The organism is Pseudonocardia kongjuensis, from assembly GCF_039526905.1.
GTDB classification, from domain to species: Bacteria; Actinomycetota; Actinomycetes; order Mycobacteriales; family Pseudonocardiaceae; genus Pseudonocardia; species Pseudonocardia kongjuensis.
Genome location: NZ_BAAAJK010000005.1, coordinates 28,754 through 43,147, shown reverse-complemented (window position 1 = coordinate 43,147; position 14,394 = coordinate 28,754). Strand labels below are relative to the sequence as shown.

The 14,394-nt window shown below is 73.1% G+C and carries 13 protein-coding genes; 10 read left to right on the top strand and 3 right to left on the bottom strand.

The window, feature by feature from the left end; all coding sequences use genetic code 11:
* Positions 1–4: 4 nt before the first annotated feature.
* The 5 genes from ABD160_RS06610 to ABD160_RS06590 all read left to right on the top strand — a co-directional run bounded on the left by ABD160_RS06610 (position 5) and on the right by ABD160_RS06590 (position 6,252).
* On the top strand, positions 5–1,012 hold the full coding sequence (locus ABD160_RS06610) for a ketopantoate reductase family protein (protein WP_344019449.1): 1,008 nt from the start codon (positions 5–7) through the stop codon (positions 1,010–1,012).
* Positions 1,009–2,259, top strand: a complete 1,251-nt coding sequence (locus ABD160_RS06605) for a dipeptidase (RefSeq protein WP_344019447.1) — start codon at positions 1,009–1,011, stop codon at positions 2,257–2,259. Before ABD160_RS06610 ends, ABD160_RS06605 begins: the two co-directional genes overlap by 4 nt.
* Before the next feature lie 23 nt (positions 2,260–2,282).
* Positions 2,283–3,479: an LLM class flavin-dependent oxidoreductase gene (locus ABD160_RS06600; RefSeq protein WP_344019445.1), complete on the top strand. Its 1,197-nt coding sequence runs from the start codon at positions 2,283–2,285 to the stop codon at positions 3,477–3,479.
* 112 nt (positions 3,480–3,591) lie between these two features.
* The gene (locus ABD160_RS06595; protein WP_344019443.1) at positions 3,592–4,926 is read left to right on the top strand and encodes an SLC13 family permease; all 1,335 of its coding nucleotides are present in this window, start codon (positions 3,592–3,594) and stop codon (positions 4,924–4,926) included.
* A gap of 54 nt (positions 4,927–4,980) precedes the next feature.
* Positions 4,981–6,252, top strand: coding sequence for an MFS transporter (locus tag ABD160_RS06590; protein ID WP_344019441.1), 1,272 nt, complete (start codon positions 4,981–4,983; stop codon positions 6,250–6,252).
* Here the strand turns inward: ABD160_RS06590 and ABD160_RS06585 are convergent, their stop codons facing one another.
* Positions 6,253–6,969: a TetR/AcrR family transcriptional regulator gene (locus ABD160_RS06585; RefSeq protein ID WP_344019439.1), complete on the bottom strand. Its 717-nt coding sequence runs from the start codon at positions 6,967–6,969 to the stop codon at positions 6,253–6,255.
* 87 nt (positions 6,970–7,056) lie between these two features.
* Here ABD160_RS06585 and ABD160_RS06580 point away from each other — a divergent pair, with 87 nt between their 5' ends.
* The 4 genes from ABD160_RS06580 (at position 7,057) to ABD160_RS06565 (ending at position 10,864) form a co-directional block, all read left to right on the top strand.
* Positions 7,057–7,800: an SDR family oxidoreductase gene (locus ABD160_RS06580; protein WP_344019437.1), complete on the top strand. Its 744-nt coding sequence runs from the start codon at positions 7,057–7,059 to the stop codon at positions 7,798–7,800.
* A 34-nt stretch (positions 7,801–7,834) separates the two neighbouring features.
* A complete protein-coding gene (locus ABD160_RS06575; RefSeq protein ID WP_344019435.1) occupies positions 7,835–8,737 on the top strand; it encodes an SDR family NAD(P)-dependent oxidoreductase in 903 nt (300 codons plus the stop codon).
* A 67-nt stretch (positions 8,738–8,804) separates the two neighbouring features.
* The gene (locus tag ABD160_RS06570) at positions 8,805–9,383 is read left to right on the top strand and encodes a GNAT family N-acetyltransferase (RefSeq protein ID WP_344019433.1); all 579 of its coding nucleotides are present in this window, start codon (positions 8,805–8,807) and stop codon (positions 9,381–9,383) included.
* 308 nt (positions 9,384–9,691) lie between these two features.
* Positions 9,692–10,864 (top strand): DUF418 domain-containing protein, encoded by a 1,173-nt coding sequence (locus ABD160_RS06565; RefSeq protein ID WP_344019431.1) that lies wholly within the window; start codon positions 9,692–9,694, stop codon positions 10,862–10,864.
* A 21-nt stretch (positions 10,865–10,885) separates the two neighbouring features.
* Here the strand turns inward: ABD160_RS06565 and ABD160_RS06560 are convergent, their stop codons facing one another.
* Positions 10,886–12,001 (bottom strand): type I restriction endonuclease, encoded by a 1,116-nt coding sequence (locus tag ABD160_RS06560; protein WP_344019429.1) that lies wholly within the window; start codon positions 11,999–12,001, stop codon positions 10,886–10,888.
* A 334-nt stretch (positions 12,002–12,335) separates the two neighbouring features.
* Between ABD160_RS06560 and ABD160_RS06555 the strand changes: the two genes are divergently transcribed.
* A complete protein-coding gene (locus ABD160_RS06555; RefSeq protein WP_344019427.1) occupies positions 12,336–13,433 on the top strand; it encodes a tartrate dehydrogenase in 1,098 nt (365 codons plus the stop codon).
* A gap of 40 nt (positions 13,434–13,473) precedes the next feature.
* Here the strand turns inward: ABD160_RS06555 and ABD160_RS06550 are convergent, their stop codons facing one another.
* A complete protein-coding gene (locus tag ABD160_RS06550) occupies positions 13,474–14,379 on the bottom strand; it encodes a LysR family transcriptional regulator (RefSeq protein WP_344019425.1) in 906 nt (301 codons plus the stop codon).
* Positions 14,380–14,394: the final 15 nt, after the last annotated feature.

The window sequence follows — 14,394 nt, the reverse complement described above, 5'->3', positions numbered from 1 at the left end:
CGCGGTGACGGTCGTGGGGTGCGGGGCCGTCGGCGGCACGCTGGCCCTGCACCTCACCCTGGCCGGCGCCGAGGTGACGGTGGTCGAGCGGGACACCGCGCACCGCGACGCGATCGCCGCCCGCGGGATCACCGTGACCGGCGCCGACGGCACCGCCACCACCGTCCGCCCGGCCGCCGTGGTCGATCCCGCCGACCCGCTCACCGGGGTGCGCTGCACGACCGTGCTGCTCGCGGTGAAGTCGCAGGACACCCTGGCCGCGGCCGGCTGGGTGGCACCCCGGCTCACCGCCGACGGCCACCTGGTGTCCTGCCAGAACGGCGGCAACACCGACGTGCTCGCCGGGGTGGTCGGGCCGGACCGGGTGCTCGGCGCGTTCGTGGACATCGCCGCGGACGTCGTCGGGCCCGGGACGGTGCGCAGCGGCGGCGTGACCCGGCTGGTCGTCGGCGAGCCCGGCGGCGGCCCGGGCCACCGGGCCGCCGCGCTGGCGGCGCTGCTGCCGGAGGTGGTGCAGACCACCGACGACGTGCGCGGACTGATCTGGTCCAAGCGGGTGCTCGCCGCGATGTACACGCTGACCGCCCTGGTCGACGCGGACACCGCGGACGTGATCGACCGGCACCGCGACCTGATGCTCGCCGTCGCCGCGGAGGTCCGCGCGATCGCCGCCGCCGAGGGCGTCACGCTGCGCGATCTCGGCTACTTCGACCCGGCCCGGCTGGCCGACGATCCCGGCGGCTGCCTGGACGATCTCGTCGCCTGGCAGCGCGGGGTGACGAAGGTCCGGGTCGGCCCGTTCCGGGACATCGCCGTGCGCGGGCGGCGCACCGAGGCGCACACCGAGCTGGCCGACCTGCGCCGGGCCGCCGCCGCGCACGGCCTGCCGGCGCACCACCTCGCCCGGCTGGACGGGCAGCTCACCGAGCTGGAGTCCGATCGCCGGTCCTTCACCCACGACAACCTCCGGCCGGCCGAGTGGCCGGCGCCGATCGGACAGGAGATCGCATGACCCAGCCCGCGACGACCCGCTACCGGGGCTACCGCTCCTTCGACTACCTGCGGCCCGGCGAGGACTTCCGGCGCTACGACCTGGTCCCGCAGCGCAACCGGGTCGGTGAGTACGTCGTCGAGCTCGACGACGCCGGGCGCGCCCGGTTCGACCGGCTGCTCGCCGAGCACCCGGTGATCAGCCTGCACGACCACGTGACCGTCTACCCGTCCCGACCGTCGGAGATCGCCGCGTACTGCCGCGACGGCCGGGTCGAGGTCGGCTACGAGGGGCTGAGCCGCTCGGGCCTGACGGCCGTGTTCGACAACCTCAACGGCCCCACCGGCTGTGTGACCAGCGCGCACGGCTGGAAGTGGTCGGACACCGTGCACGAGATCGGGCTGCGGCTCGCCGACCTGGCCAAGCAGGACTTCGTCGTGCTCGCGACGACCGTCGAGGACATCCTCGCCGCGCAGCGCGACGGGCGGGTGGCGATGGTGCTCGGGCTGGAGTCCGCCACCATGATCGAGAACGAGCTGGACCGGCTGGACATGCTCTACGGCTTCGGCATCCGGCAGATGGGCCTGGTCTACAGCGACGCCAACGGCCTGGGCGGCGGCCTGAAGGAGCACCGCGACGGCGGGCTCACCCGGTTCGGCCGGTCCGCGGTCCGCCGGATGAACCAGCTCGGCATGCTGATCGACGTCTCGCACGCCGGGGACCGGACCAGCCTGCAGGCCTGCGAGGTCTCCGAGACCCCGGTCGTCGCCACGCACGCCGGTGCGCGCGGCGTGTGGGGCTCGGAGCGGATGAAGCCGGACGTGGTGCTGCGCGCGATCGCGGACTCCGGTGGCGTGATCGGGATCGAGGCCGCGCCGCGGTCGACGGTGTCCCCGCAGCACCCGAAGCAGCGGATCGAGTCGGTGCTGGACCACTTCGAGTACTGCGTGGACCTGCTCGGCATCGACCACGTGACGTTCGGCCCGGACACCATCTACGCCGACCACTCGGCGTTCCACGAGGCGATGCCGATGGTCTTCCGCAACGCCGATCCGGCCGGGCCGCCCGCCGACGACGCGATCAGCCGCACCGGCGTCACCAACCCGGTCCCGGATCCGGTGTCCCACGTGGAGGGCGTCGAGGACCCGACCGAGGCGATGCGCAACCTGCTGGCGTCGCTGGTCGCCCGCGGCTACGCCGACGAGGACCTGCAGAAGGTGGCGGGCGGCAACACGCTGCGCGTCCTGCGGCAGGTCTGGCCCCGATGAACCCCCCGACGAAGGAGCAGCCGATGTCCACCACAGCCCGCCCGCTCGCCACCGGGCGCCGCACCCCGAAGCCCCGCCTGCACGACGGGACGATGCGCTTCGGCCTGATGTGGCCGAACTCGCCGTCGCCGTTCGTGACGTCCCGGACGATCGCCGAGGCGAACCCGGACGTGCTCGACGTCGACACGCACGTCGAGCTGGCCCGCACCGCGGAGGAGGCCGGCGTCGACTTCGTGTTCTTCGCCGACGGCTACACCCACCACGGCGAGCACAACGCCCGCGTCGGGCACGGCGAGCCGTGCGTGTCGGCGCCGATCTGGGCGCCCATCGTGATGTCCGCGACGCAGCACATCGGCGTGGTCACGACCATGCACGCCCGCTACCTGTCGCCGGTCGTGCTGGCCCGGCTCGGTGCCAATCTCGACGTGCTCAGCGGCGGCCGGTGGGGCTGGAACATCGTGCCCGGCTCCAAGGGCTCCGAGGCCGAGCTGTTCGGGATGGAGATCGGCGAGCACGACGACCGGTACGCCGCGGTGGCCGAGACGCTGCAGGCGGTCCGCGCGCTGTGGGGGGCGAAGGGGAGCCCGATCGAGTTCGAGGGCCGGCAGCACACGCTGCGCGGCACCCCGCGCGGCCCCTATCCGGTGCAGGACTCCCCGCTGATCTTCAACGCCGGGGTGTCGCCGGCCGGCCAGGCGTTCCTGGCCCAGCACGCCGACTACGCCTTCTACGCGGTGGTCGACGACCAGGAGAAGGTCCGCGCGACGGTCCGGCAGGTCGCCGACCGGGTCGCCGAGGCCGGGCGGGAGCCGGGCTCGGTGGGCATCGTCGGGTCGATCGGCGTCGTCCTGGACTCGACCACCGAGGCCGCCAAGGAGAAGCTGGAGTGGATCTCCGCCCAGGTGGACCTGGACGCGGCCCGCGGCTGGGCACGGACCTTCCTCGCGGGCAGCCAGTCCTACCGCAAGGACTTCGGTGACGACGTCGACCGGGTCGCCAGGCGGATCGGCCTGGCGGCCGGGGCGCGCATGCTGGTGGGCAGCCCGGCCGACGTCGCCGAGCAGCTGATCCAGTCCTATCGCGACACCGGCCTGGCGAACTACATGCTCACCTTCCCGCTGTGGGCGCCGTCCGAGGTGGCCCGGCTGCGCGAGGTGCTGCCGCATCTGGAGCGGGCCGGGGTGTGGCGGCCGCCGGCCGCCCGGAACTACTCATGGTAGCTACACCAACTATTCCGTTCGGCCGTTGACGAGCAGGTGAAAGCTCCGTAGATTTCCCAATCACTCCGTATACGTACAAACTCAGAGTGGTCGAGGAAGGACGTTGACGTCCATGCACATCGATGTGCTCGCCGGTCTCCTGCTCGTCGCGGTGTTCGTCCTCGGGACGACCACCCGCGCCAACATCGGGGTCCTCGGCCTGCTGGCCGCCTTCGCCCTCGGCGGGTTCGCCATGGGGGAGAGCACGACCGAGATCCTGGCCGGGTTCCCGGCGTCGCTGTTCCTGCTGATCCTCGGGGTGACCTACCTGTTCTCGGTCGCCAACAGCAACGGGACGATGGAGTGGGTGATCGGCGTCGCCGCGCGGGCGGTCCGCGGGCGCGCCGTCGCGGTGCCGACGGGCCTGTTCGCCGGGGCCGCCGTGATCACCGCCTTCGGCGCCCCGGCCCAGGTGGCCGTCGTGATGCTGGCCCCGATCGGGATCCGGCTGGGCCGGTCCTGCGGGATCAGCCCGTTCGTCGCCGGGCTCATGGTCATCCTGGGGGTCTGCGGCGGCAGCTTCTCGCCGCTGAACATCCTGGCGGCCATCGCGAACCAGAGCATGCGGGACAACGGGCTCGAACCGCAGCCGGCGGCGCTGTTCGCCGGGGTGCTGGCGGCGAACCTGGTGCTGGCGGCGTCGGTGATCGTGTTCGAGGGGTTGCGGGCCCGGCGGCGGACGGCCCGTCCGGTGCCCGCGGCGGTCGGTCCGGCCGGCCCCGCCGGCTCTGCCGGCTCCGCCGGCCCCCTCGGCTCTGCCGACTCCGCCGGCTCTGCCGGTCGGGGCGGCTCGCTCGACCCGGTCGACCTGCCGCCGCGCCGGCCGATCGACCTGGCGGTGGCGGCCACGCTGGCCGGCTTCCTGTTCGTGCTGCTCGGCTCGGTGGCCCTGGAGCTGGACCTCGGTGCGCTCGCGCTGGCCGTGGCGCTGCTGCTGCACCTGCTGTTCCCCCGCCCGGACGCGATGGACGGCATCAACTGGAACGTGCTGCTGCTGATCTGCGGGCTCGTCACCTACATCGCGGTGATGACCCGCGCGGGCACCTTCGACCGGGTCGCCGAGGGGCTCGCCGGTGTCGGCTCGCCGGTCGTCGCGGCCCTGCTGGTCTGCTTCGGTGCGGCGCTGGTGTCCGCCTTCGCGTCCAGCACGGCCACCATCGGCACCGCGGTGGTGCTGGCGGTCCCGCTGATCGCCGACGGCGGCCTGGGCGCCGTCGGGCTGGTGATCGCCATCTGCCTGTCCTCGACGCTGGTCGACGCGAGCCCGTTCTCCTCGGTCGGTGCGCTCACCGTCGCCGCGGCGCCGAAGGGCAGCGCGCCGCGGCTGTTCCGCGCCCTGCTGATCTGGGGCTTCAGCATGATCCTCGTCGCCCCGGTGCTGTCCGTGCTGGTCTTCGTGGCCCTGTAGCGCCACGAGATTCCGTCGCTGTTCCCCGTTCAGAGTCGAGAGGGTCCCCGTCACATGTCCACAGTCGACACGTCTGCACCAGGGTCCGAGTTCCGGCGGCACTGGCGCGCACTCAGCGCCGCGACGATCGGCACGGCCACCAGCATCGTCGTGCTGCCGTTCTACACGAACGGCCTGTTCATCCCCGAGCTCGAGGCCGAGTTCGGCTGGACCCGCGCCGAGCTCACCTCGCTCCCGCTGATCGGGTCGGTGATCCTGATCCTGACCGCCCCGCTGGTCGGCGTCGTCGTCGACCGGTTCGGGGCGCGGGTACCGGCCTCGCTGTCGCTGGTCGCGCTCGCGGCGTCGTTCCTGCTGCTCAGCCTGAACGGCGGGTCGTTCCTCGGGTACGCCGCCGTCTTCGCCTCGATGTACCTGCTGGCGTCCGCGTCGACCGCGGTGTCGTTCAGCCGGGTCATCAACGAGCGGTTCGACCGCAGGCGCGGCATCGCGCTCGGGATCACCTTCGCCGGTGGCGGCGTGGTCGCCTTCCTGGCGCCGCGGCTGCTCGGCACCACGATCGCCGAGAACTGGCGGGCCGGATACCAGATCCTCGGCATCGTCACCCTGGTCGGCGCGCTGCTGGTGCTGCTGCTGATGCCGGGCCGGGGGGACCGGGCCGGCGGACCGGCATCGACCGGCCCGGGCATCCCGGCGACGGTGATCCGCGGGTCGGTCTGGTCGGTGGTCCGGACCTCGCTGTTCGTCCGGCTGTCGCTGGTCTTCCTCACGCTGTCGCTGGCGGTGGGCGGGATGACCTCGCACCTGGTGCCGCTGCTGCGCGACTCCGGTGTGGACGCCGGCTCCGCAGCGGCGACCGCGAGCCTGATCGGCATCGCCATCATCGTCGGCCGGCTCGGCGTCGGCCTGCTCGTGGACCGGTTCTTCGCCCCGTACGTCGGGATCGGCGTGCTCGTGCTCGCCTCGCTCGGCTATCTCGTGCTGCTCGTCGGCGGGCCCGGCTTCGCGGCGGCCGCCGCGGTCGGCATCGGCCTGGCGCTGGGCGCTGAGGTCGATCTGCTCGGCTACATCACCGCGCGCTACTACGGCATCACGCACTACAGCCGGATCTTCGGGATGCTGTACGCGGCGTTCACGCTGGGGATCGGCGCCGGGCCGCTGCTGCTGGCCGAGCTGCGGGCCGCCACCGGCGGCTACGGCCTGCCGCTGATCGTGTCGCTCGGGTTCCTCGTGTTCGCCGCCGTGCTGCTGGCCACGCTGCCCCGGTTCCCGGTCGCCGGGACGGGCGCGAGCGAGTCGCCCGTCCCGCAGCCGGCGACCCGGTGATCAGGACAGCCGGGCCAGCCACTCGTCGAGCAGCAGCCGCTCGCCGGGGCTGAACGTCGCGTCGTCGGGCAGCAGCCGGGACAGCGCGACCGCGTGCCGCGCGACGTCCCGGCCGGACTGCGGGGTGGCGCCGGTGGTGACGGCGGCGAGCACCGCCTCCCGGCACGTCACCGAGACGGACATGTCCCGCTGGTCGGCGGGCAGCGCCATTAGGGTGAGCGTCACCCCGCAGCCTGCCGAGTGGATGACCTGCGCGGCCCGGTCCACGTCCTGGGTCAACCGGCCGGCCTCGGCGACCCGTTCGACGAGGGTCCGCAGGATCCGCGCGGCGGCGTCCAGTGCGGGCTGCGGCACGCCGGGGGTGTACCGGCCGTAGGCCACGGCGTAGACCTGCGGGTGGTCGAGCCCGTAGCCGACGTGCAGGTCCCATCCCGCGCGCAGCGCGTCGACCGGGTCGTCGGTCGGCGGGAGATCGTGCTTCGCGGCGATGTACCGGTCGAAGCCGCGCGCCGTGGCGGCCCGGACCAGCTCGTCCATGTCGCCGAAGAGCCGGTAGATGGTCATCGGCCGGACGCCGGCCTTCGCGCTGACCGCCCGCGTCGTGACGGCGTCCGGACCCTCGGAGTCCAGGAGTTCCAGGGCGGCCGTCTCGATCGCCTCCCGGCGGCCGGCCGTCTCCGGTCGTGCCGGCCCCGGGGGTGCCTGCTCCACGTTCATGAGGTCAACGGTACCGCTTTTCTGTTTTCGTTGGTAACGTTGCCAGCGGCCACACGGAAGCGTGGTCGCTGACAACAAGGAGATGTGATGACCGAGAACCATCTGACGACCCGCGTCGCGATCGTGACCGGGGGCTCGCGCGGGATCGGCCGCGAGGTCGCCGAGCGGCTCGGCGCCGACGGGCTGGCGGTCGTCGTCGGGTACCGCAGCGACGACCGGTCGGCGGCCGAGACGGTGGCCGCCGTCGAGGCGAAGGGCGGCCGGGCGCACGCGGTCCGGGTCGACGTCGCCGACGAGACGTCGGTCGCGGCGCTGTTCGACGAGGCCACCGAGCGGTTCGGCGGGGTCGACGTCGTGGTGAACGCCGCCGGGGTGATGATCCTCGGCCCGCTGGCCGACTTCGATCTCGACGCCTTCGACCGCATGCACCGCACGAACGTCCGCGGCACCTTCGTGGTGGACCAGCTCGCGGCCCGGCAGGTCAGGCCGGGTGGCGCGATCGTCAACTTCTCCACCTCGGTGAAGAAGCTCGCGCTGGAGACCTACGCCGCGTACGCCGCGTCGAAGGGCGCGGTCGACGCGCTCAGCCTCATCCTGGCCAAGGAGCTGCGCGGCCGGGACATCACCGTCAACGCGGTCGCACCCGGTCCGACCGCGACCGAGCTGTTCCTCGACGGCAAGTCCGACGAGGTCGTCGCCCGGATGGCGAAGCTCAACCCGCTGGAGCGGCTCGGCACGCCCGGCGACATCGCCGAGGTCGTCTCGCTGCTCGCGGGAGCGGGCCGCTGGATCAACGGCCAGGTGCTCTACGTCAACGGCGGAATGGTCTGAGGACCCCCGCACGAGAAGAAGGAGGGCCACCACGATGGCTCGGGTACTGATCACCGGTTCCGGAACCGGGATGGGCAGGTTGGCCGCACGCACCCTCGCCGCCCGCGGGCACACGGTGTACGCGTCGATGCGGGATCCGCGCGGACGCAACCGCACGCGGGCGGCCGACCTCGAGGGCTGGGCCGGCGAGCACGGCCACGACCTGCGGGTGGTGGAGCTCGACGTGCTGGACGAGGCGTCGGCGGCCGCGGCCGTCGGGCAGGTCGTCGAACGGTCCGGCGGTCTGGACGTGGTCGTGCACAACGCCGCGCACCTGTACGTCGGGATCACCGAGGCGTTCGATCCGGAACAGGTGCTTTGCGCGTTCGACACCAATGCGGTCGGTGCGCTGCGGGTGAACCGCGCGGTGCTGCCGGTCATGCGCCGGCAGCGGTCCGGCCTGCTGGTCTGGGTCGGCAGCGGCACCAGCTTCGTCGTCCCGCCGTTCCTGGCGCCCTACACCGCGGCGAAGGCGGCGTTCGACTCGTTCGCCGAGTCGGTCGCGGTGGAGGTGGCCCGGTACGGGATCGAGACCTCGATCGTCGCGCCGGGGCCGTTCACCGAGGGCACGGAGCACTTCCCGAACGCCGCCGCGCCGCGCGACGAGCAGGTCGCCGACGCCTACCGGGAGCTCTACGGCGAGACCCTGGCGCGCAACGGCGAAGCGACCGAAGGGCTGTTCCCGGCCGGGGTGGAGCAGGACGTGCAGGCCGTCGCGGACGAGATCGCCCGGGTCGTCGGCCTGCCGCGGGGGAGCCGGCCGTACCGCACCTCGGTGGACTTCTCCGACTTCGGCGACGAGCCGGTGAGTGCGGTGTCGGTGGCGCAGCGGGCCCGGTTGCTCACCCGGATGGGGCTCGCCGACGTGCTCGACCCGGTTGGTCACGGGGCGGAGTGAGGCCGGCGGCCCGGACCGTCCCGCGTCGCGGCGGGCCGGGTCCGGGCCGGACGCCTATCCTCGCCGGGTGCCCTTCGACGTCCGCCCGGCGGTCTCGTTCGACGACGTCGCGACCCTGCTCGGTCCGCGGAAGAACCCGGACGCGAGCGTCTGCTGGTGCCTGTCGCACCGGCTCCCGGCGGCGCAGCACCGGTCGCTGGTGGGGCGGGCCCGCGGGGAGTACGTCCGGGAGCTCACCGGACGCGAGCCGGCGCCCGGCGTGCTCGCCTACGACGGCGACGACGTCGTCGGCTGGGCCGCGGTCGCCCCGCGGGCGGAGCTGCCGTTCGCCCGGTCCCGCACGATCCCGCGGATCGACGATCTCGACGTCTGGTCGGTGTGGTGCTTCCGGGTCCGCGCCGGGCACCGCGGCCGCGGGATCGCGCACGCCCTGCTCGACGGCGCGGTGGCGTTCGCCCGCGGGCACGGCGCGCCCGCGGTGGAGGGCTACCCGGTCGACAACGGCGGGCGCAAGGTCGACCTGACGATGGCCTACGTCGGCACCCGGGCGCTGTTCGAGGCGGCCGGGTTCACCATGGCGTCGCCGACGTCGGGGGTGTCCGGCGGGTTCCCCCGGGTGGTCATGCGGTTGCTGTCGCCCTCCTGATCTGGGCGGACGACACGGCGCCTGCCGATCGGGGGCCCCGGATCGGACCCGACGCTCCGCGCGTCACATCCGCGAGCACCTGACACCGGCGTCAGCTCCTGGCGTCGCGACGGTGACGGGAGAACCGCGGGCGGCCGAGGCGCTGGTGGAGTCGCAGCGCGCGTCCGGCAGGGTCGTCATCGACATGACGCTCTGACCCGGCCCGGATCAGCTCCGTCCGACGGCTCGGGCGACCCCGACTTCGGTCGGACGCGCTCGGGCCGCCCGGCCGATCCGCGGCACCGGCCGGCCGCCCTACCGTCCGGCCCATGTCAGGACCTCGCGGCGTGACCGCGCCGACGCCGGCCTCGGAACGCCTGCTCGCCCCGGACCTCGCGCGGGGGGTGATGCTGCTGCTCATCGCGCTCGCGCACTCGCGGATGCTGCACGCGGGCGGCAACTCGCTGACCACTCCCGCCGGGGGCGGCCCGGCCGACGTCGCCGTGCAGTGGCTGCTGACGTCCTTCGTGGACGGCCGGGCCGCGCCGCTGTTCGGGCTGCTGTTCGGCTACGGCCTGGTCCAGATGACCCGGCGGCTGACCGGGCCCGACGGCGACCCGGCCGGGGCCCGGCGGCTGATCCGCCGGCGCGGGATCTGGCTGGTCGTGTTCGGCGTCGCGCACGTGGTGCTGCTCTACGCCGGTGACGTCATCGGCGCCTACGGCGCGTTCGCGGTGATGTTCGCCGGTGCGGTGAGCTGGCCGGGCCGCCGGTTGTGGGTGGTCACCGGGGTGACACTGGTGGTCGGCGTGCTCGCCGCCACCGCGCTCCAGTTCGCGGCCGGTGCCGACGTGCCGCTGCCGGTCGGGCCGACCCTCCTCGACAGCGCGGCGCTGCGCGCGATGGCGCTGCCGGTGCTGCCGGTCGCCGCACTGGCGGTGGCGCCGTCGGTGCTGCTCGGGATCTGGGCCGGCCGGCAGCGCCTGCTGGAGGACGCCCGCCGGGTGCCGCTGCTGCGCCGGGTCGCGGTGATCGGGTTCCCGGTCGCCGTGCTGGGGGCGCAGCCGGTCGCGCTGCAGGCCGTCGGTCTGTGGAGCCCGGGCAGCGCCGCGGTCGGCGCCCTCGCGGTGGCGGTGTTCGCCGTGACCGGCATCGCGGGCGGGCTCGCGTTCATGGCGGTCATCGCGCTCGTCGCCGGCCGGATCGGGGACCGGCGCGGCCCGGTGACGACCGCGCTGGTGGCCTGCGGCCGCCGGTCCATGACCTGCTACCTCGCCCAGTCGCCGGTGTGGCTGGTGATGACCGAGCCGTCGCTGCTCGACCTCGGTGGCCGGCTGGGTGCGGCGACGGCCGCCGCGGTCGCCGTCGCGACCTGGATCGGCACCGTCGTCGTCGCCGACGTGCTGGGGCGGGCCGGGCGGCGGGGGCCGGCGGAGACCCTGCTGCGGTACCTGACCTACGGCGGCCGGCGCGGTGTCGCGGAATCCTCCCGGCTCGGCTAGACCCCGGGCCCGTCCTGCCGCTCAGCTCAGGTAGAACGCGACCGTCTTCCGGAGCGCGTCGGCGTGGTGGTAGATGTCCTGCGGCGAGTCGATGGGAAGGCGTGTCTCGCTCTTGTTCTCGTCGAACACGCCGAGGTACTTCTGCGCACGGTTGAACCAGAGCCGGGCGATCGGCCTGCGGTTGTTGTCGTCGAGGAGCACGCCGAAGTAGGTCTGGGTGTCGCGCGCCGCGACCCGTTCCACCGCGACCTCGCTGCAGACGATCGCGCGCACGATCTGGAAGCCCTCGATCTCCTCGTCGGTGGTGACCACGAGCCGGGTCGACCTGGTCTCCTCGGTCTCGTCGGCCGGGGCGGCGTCCTCGACATCGACGGCGGTGGCCGGCGCCGGTTCGGCCGACGCCGGGAGGGATGCCGCGGCGTCGTCGCCGAGCGCGGTCTTGAGCCGTGCGTTGACCTGTTCGTTGAGGAACTGCGTGGCAGCCTTGGGGACGAGTGTCTCGAACTGTTCGCGGACCTTGGAGGTCACGTTCTTCTCGTAGACCCGAGAGGCGAAGAACTTGATCCAGTCGGTGCTGGGGGTGCGGAACTCCGTGGCGAGGGCACGCTTGATCTGACCGATGTACTTGAGCTCGCCGGCGGCGTTGATCACCGAGTCGAGGTCGAAGGACTCCCTGGTCAGCTTCGCGAGCTCGGGTAGCAGGGTGACGTCGACGGCGGCCAGGTCGAGGACGAGGAACGGCTTGGCGTCCATCTTGTTGGGGGCGTCGAGATCGGTGTAGAACTCGTAGACCTCGCCGTTGGTCAGCACCGCGACCCGGGCGTTGGTGACCGCGAAGTACCGGAACAGCTGCGACGAGTGCTCGAGCCTGAGCGGCTGGCCGACCTTCTTGGCCTCGACGAGGATCTGCACCTGGCCACCGTGCACCAGGGCGTAGTCGATCTTCTCGCCCTTCTTGACGCCGACGTCGGCGGTGAACTCGGGGATCACCTCGGACGGGTTGAAGACGTCGTACCCCAGGACGGTGCCGATGAAGGGCATCACGAACGCGTTCTTGGTCGCCTCTTCGGTCTCGATGGCGGCCTTCTGCTGACGGACCTTGGTCGCCAGCTCGTAGACGCGGTCGTTGATGCTCAAGGCGGGGCCTCCTCGCGGTGCTGCCCCCGGGCGCGAGGGCCTGTCGCACAGGGCATCGGTTTCACGTCGACGGTCCGTTACGTCGTATTCCTCCCCCTCGTCAATTGTGATGAGGCGGTCACGGGAGGTGACCCGAGGGAGGGATCGGGGTGAGTGCGACCACGGTGGACGGGCTGCTCACCCCTGGCCCCGGGCCGGCCGCGACGCCGCACCGGGGCCCATCCTCCACGGATAGGCGGTCCCTATCGGCCACATCGGCAGCCGGTATTGGACCGGTCCGGCGGGCCGCGGCTTCACTGGCCGGAGCCCGAGATCCGACGAAGGAGTGTCACCGATGACCAGCCAGCCGACCGGCTCCCCACACACCTTCCGGATCGCCGCGATCCCCGCCGACGGGGTCGGGAAGGAGGTCGTCGTCGCGGGCCGGGCCGTGCTGGACGCGCTGGCGCAGCGCTCGGAGGGCCGTTTCGCGTTCTCCTGGACCGAGTTCCCGTGGGGGTGCGGGCACTACGAGCGCACCGGCCGGATGATGGACGACGACGGCCTGGAAACCCTGAAGGACTTCGACGCCCTCTACTTCGGCGCGGTCGGCTGGCCGACCGTCCCGGACCACATCAGCCTGTGGGGCCTGCGGCTGAAGATCTGCCAGAACTTCGACCAGTGGGCCAACGTCCGCCCGGTGCACTTCCACCCGGGCGTCGTCTCGCCGCTGCGCAAGGCCGACACCACCGAGCTGGACTGGGTGGTCGTCCGGGAGAACAGCGAGGGCGAGTACGCCGGGTTCGGTGGCCGGAACCTGTCCGGCCGCGGGCCGGGCAACGAGGTCGCGCTGCAGACCGCGCTGTTCACCGAGGCGGGGTGCGAGCGGATCATCCGGTTCGCCTTCGAGCTGGCGTCGACCAGGGCCCGCCGCAAGGTGTCGTCGGTGACCAAGAGCAACGCCCAGCAGTACGGCATGGTGCTGTGGGACGAGACGTTCGAGCGCGTCGCGCAGGACTACCCCGACGTGGAGACCGAGAGCGTGCTCGTCGACGCCATGTCGGCCAAGTTCGTGCTGCACCCCGAGGACCTGTCGGTGGTCGTCGCGTCGAACCTCAACGCCGATATCCTCTCCGACCTGGGCTCGGCGCTCGCCGGGAGCCTCGGCCTCGCCGCCTCGGCGAACCTCAACCCGGAGCGCCGGTTCCCGTCGATGTTCGAGCCGGTGCACGGATCCGCCCCGGACATCGCGGGCCGGGGCCTGGCGAACCCGATCGGCGCCGTCGGCAGCGCCGCGCTGATGCTCGAGCACTTCGGGCTGCCCGACGAGGCCGCGCGGCTGCAGAAGTCGATCGAGGCGACCACCGGCGCCGGGATCCTGACCCGCGACGTCGGCGGCGACGCCTCCACCGACCGGGTCGTCGAGGCACTGATCGACAACCTGGCGCTGTGACGCGGTGACGCCCGGTCCGGCCCGCCGGGCCGGACCGCGCTCACCCGTCCGCCGGGTCGGTGGCGACGTGCGCCGCGGCGAGATCGGCGAACGCGCGCGCCCCGGGCGTCAACCCGTCCGGCCGGTGCACCAGCGCCACGTCCAGACAGGACTGCGGCTCGATCCGCCGCACGGTGCAGCCCGCCCGCAGTGCCAGCTCCCGCCACGACTCGGGCACCACGGAGTGCCCGACGCCGGCCAGCACCAGCGGGAGCAGCGACGTGCGGTGGGCGACCTCGGCGACGACGCGCACCGGCGCCCCGGCGGCGAGCACGTCGTCGATCATCTGCCGCATCAGGCTCCCGCGGTGTGAGATGACCACGTCCAGCCCGGCCAGGTCGGACCGGGAGACGGGCGTGTCGGGGGTCGTTCCCGGCGGGGAGATGAGCACGAACGGCTGCCGCTCCAGCGGGAGGACGACCAGCTCGCCGGTGTGCGGCCGGCCGGACGCGCCCAGCAGGCCGATCTCGGCGGAGCCCGAGTGCACCGCGTGCACCACCTCCCCGGGGGTGAACGCGGCGGCGACCGTCGTCGTCATCGCCGGATGCCGTTCGTGGAACGCCCGGATCAGCGTGGTCAGCGGCTCGATCCCGGGCGAGGGCATCGAGACGATCTCCACCGTGCCGCGCTCCAGCTCCCGGGTGGACAGCACCGCCGCCCGCGCGGTCTCCAGATCACGCAGCACCCGCCGGGCCGGGCCGACCAGCTGGCGGCCCGGCTCGGTCAGCTGCACACCGCGCCCGACCCGGTGGAACAGGTCGGTGTCCAGCTGCCGCTCCAGCTGCTTGATCGCCTGCGACAGCGACGGCTGGGAGACGTGCAGCGCCTCCGCCGCCCGGCCGAACCCGCCGTGGTCGACGACGCCGAGGAAGTACACCAGCTGGCGGGTGTCCAGCGGATTTCCCATAGGCAGAGCCTATGC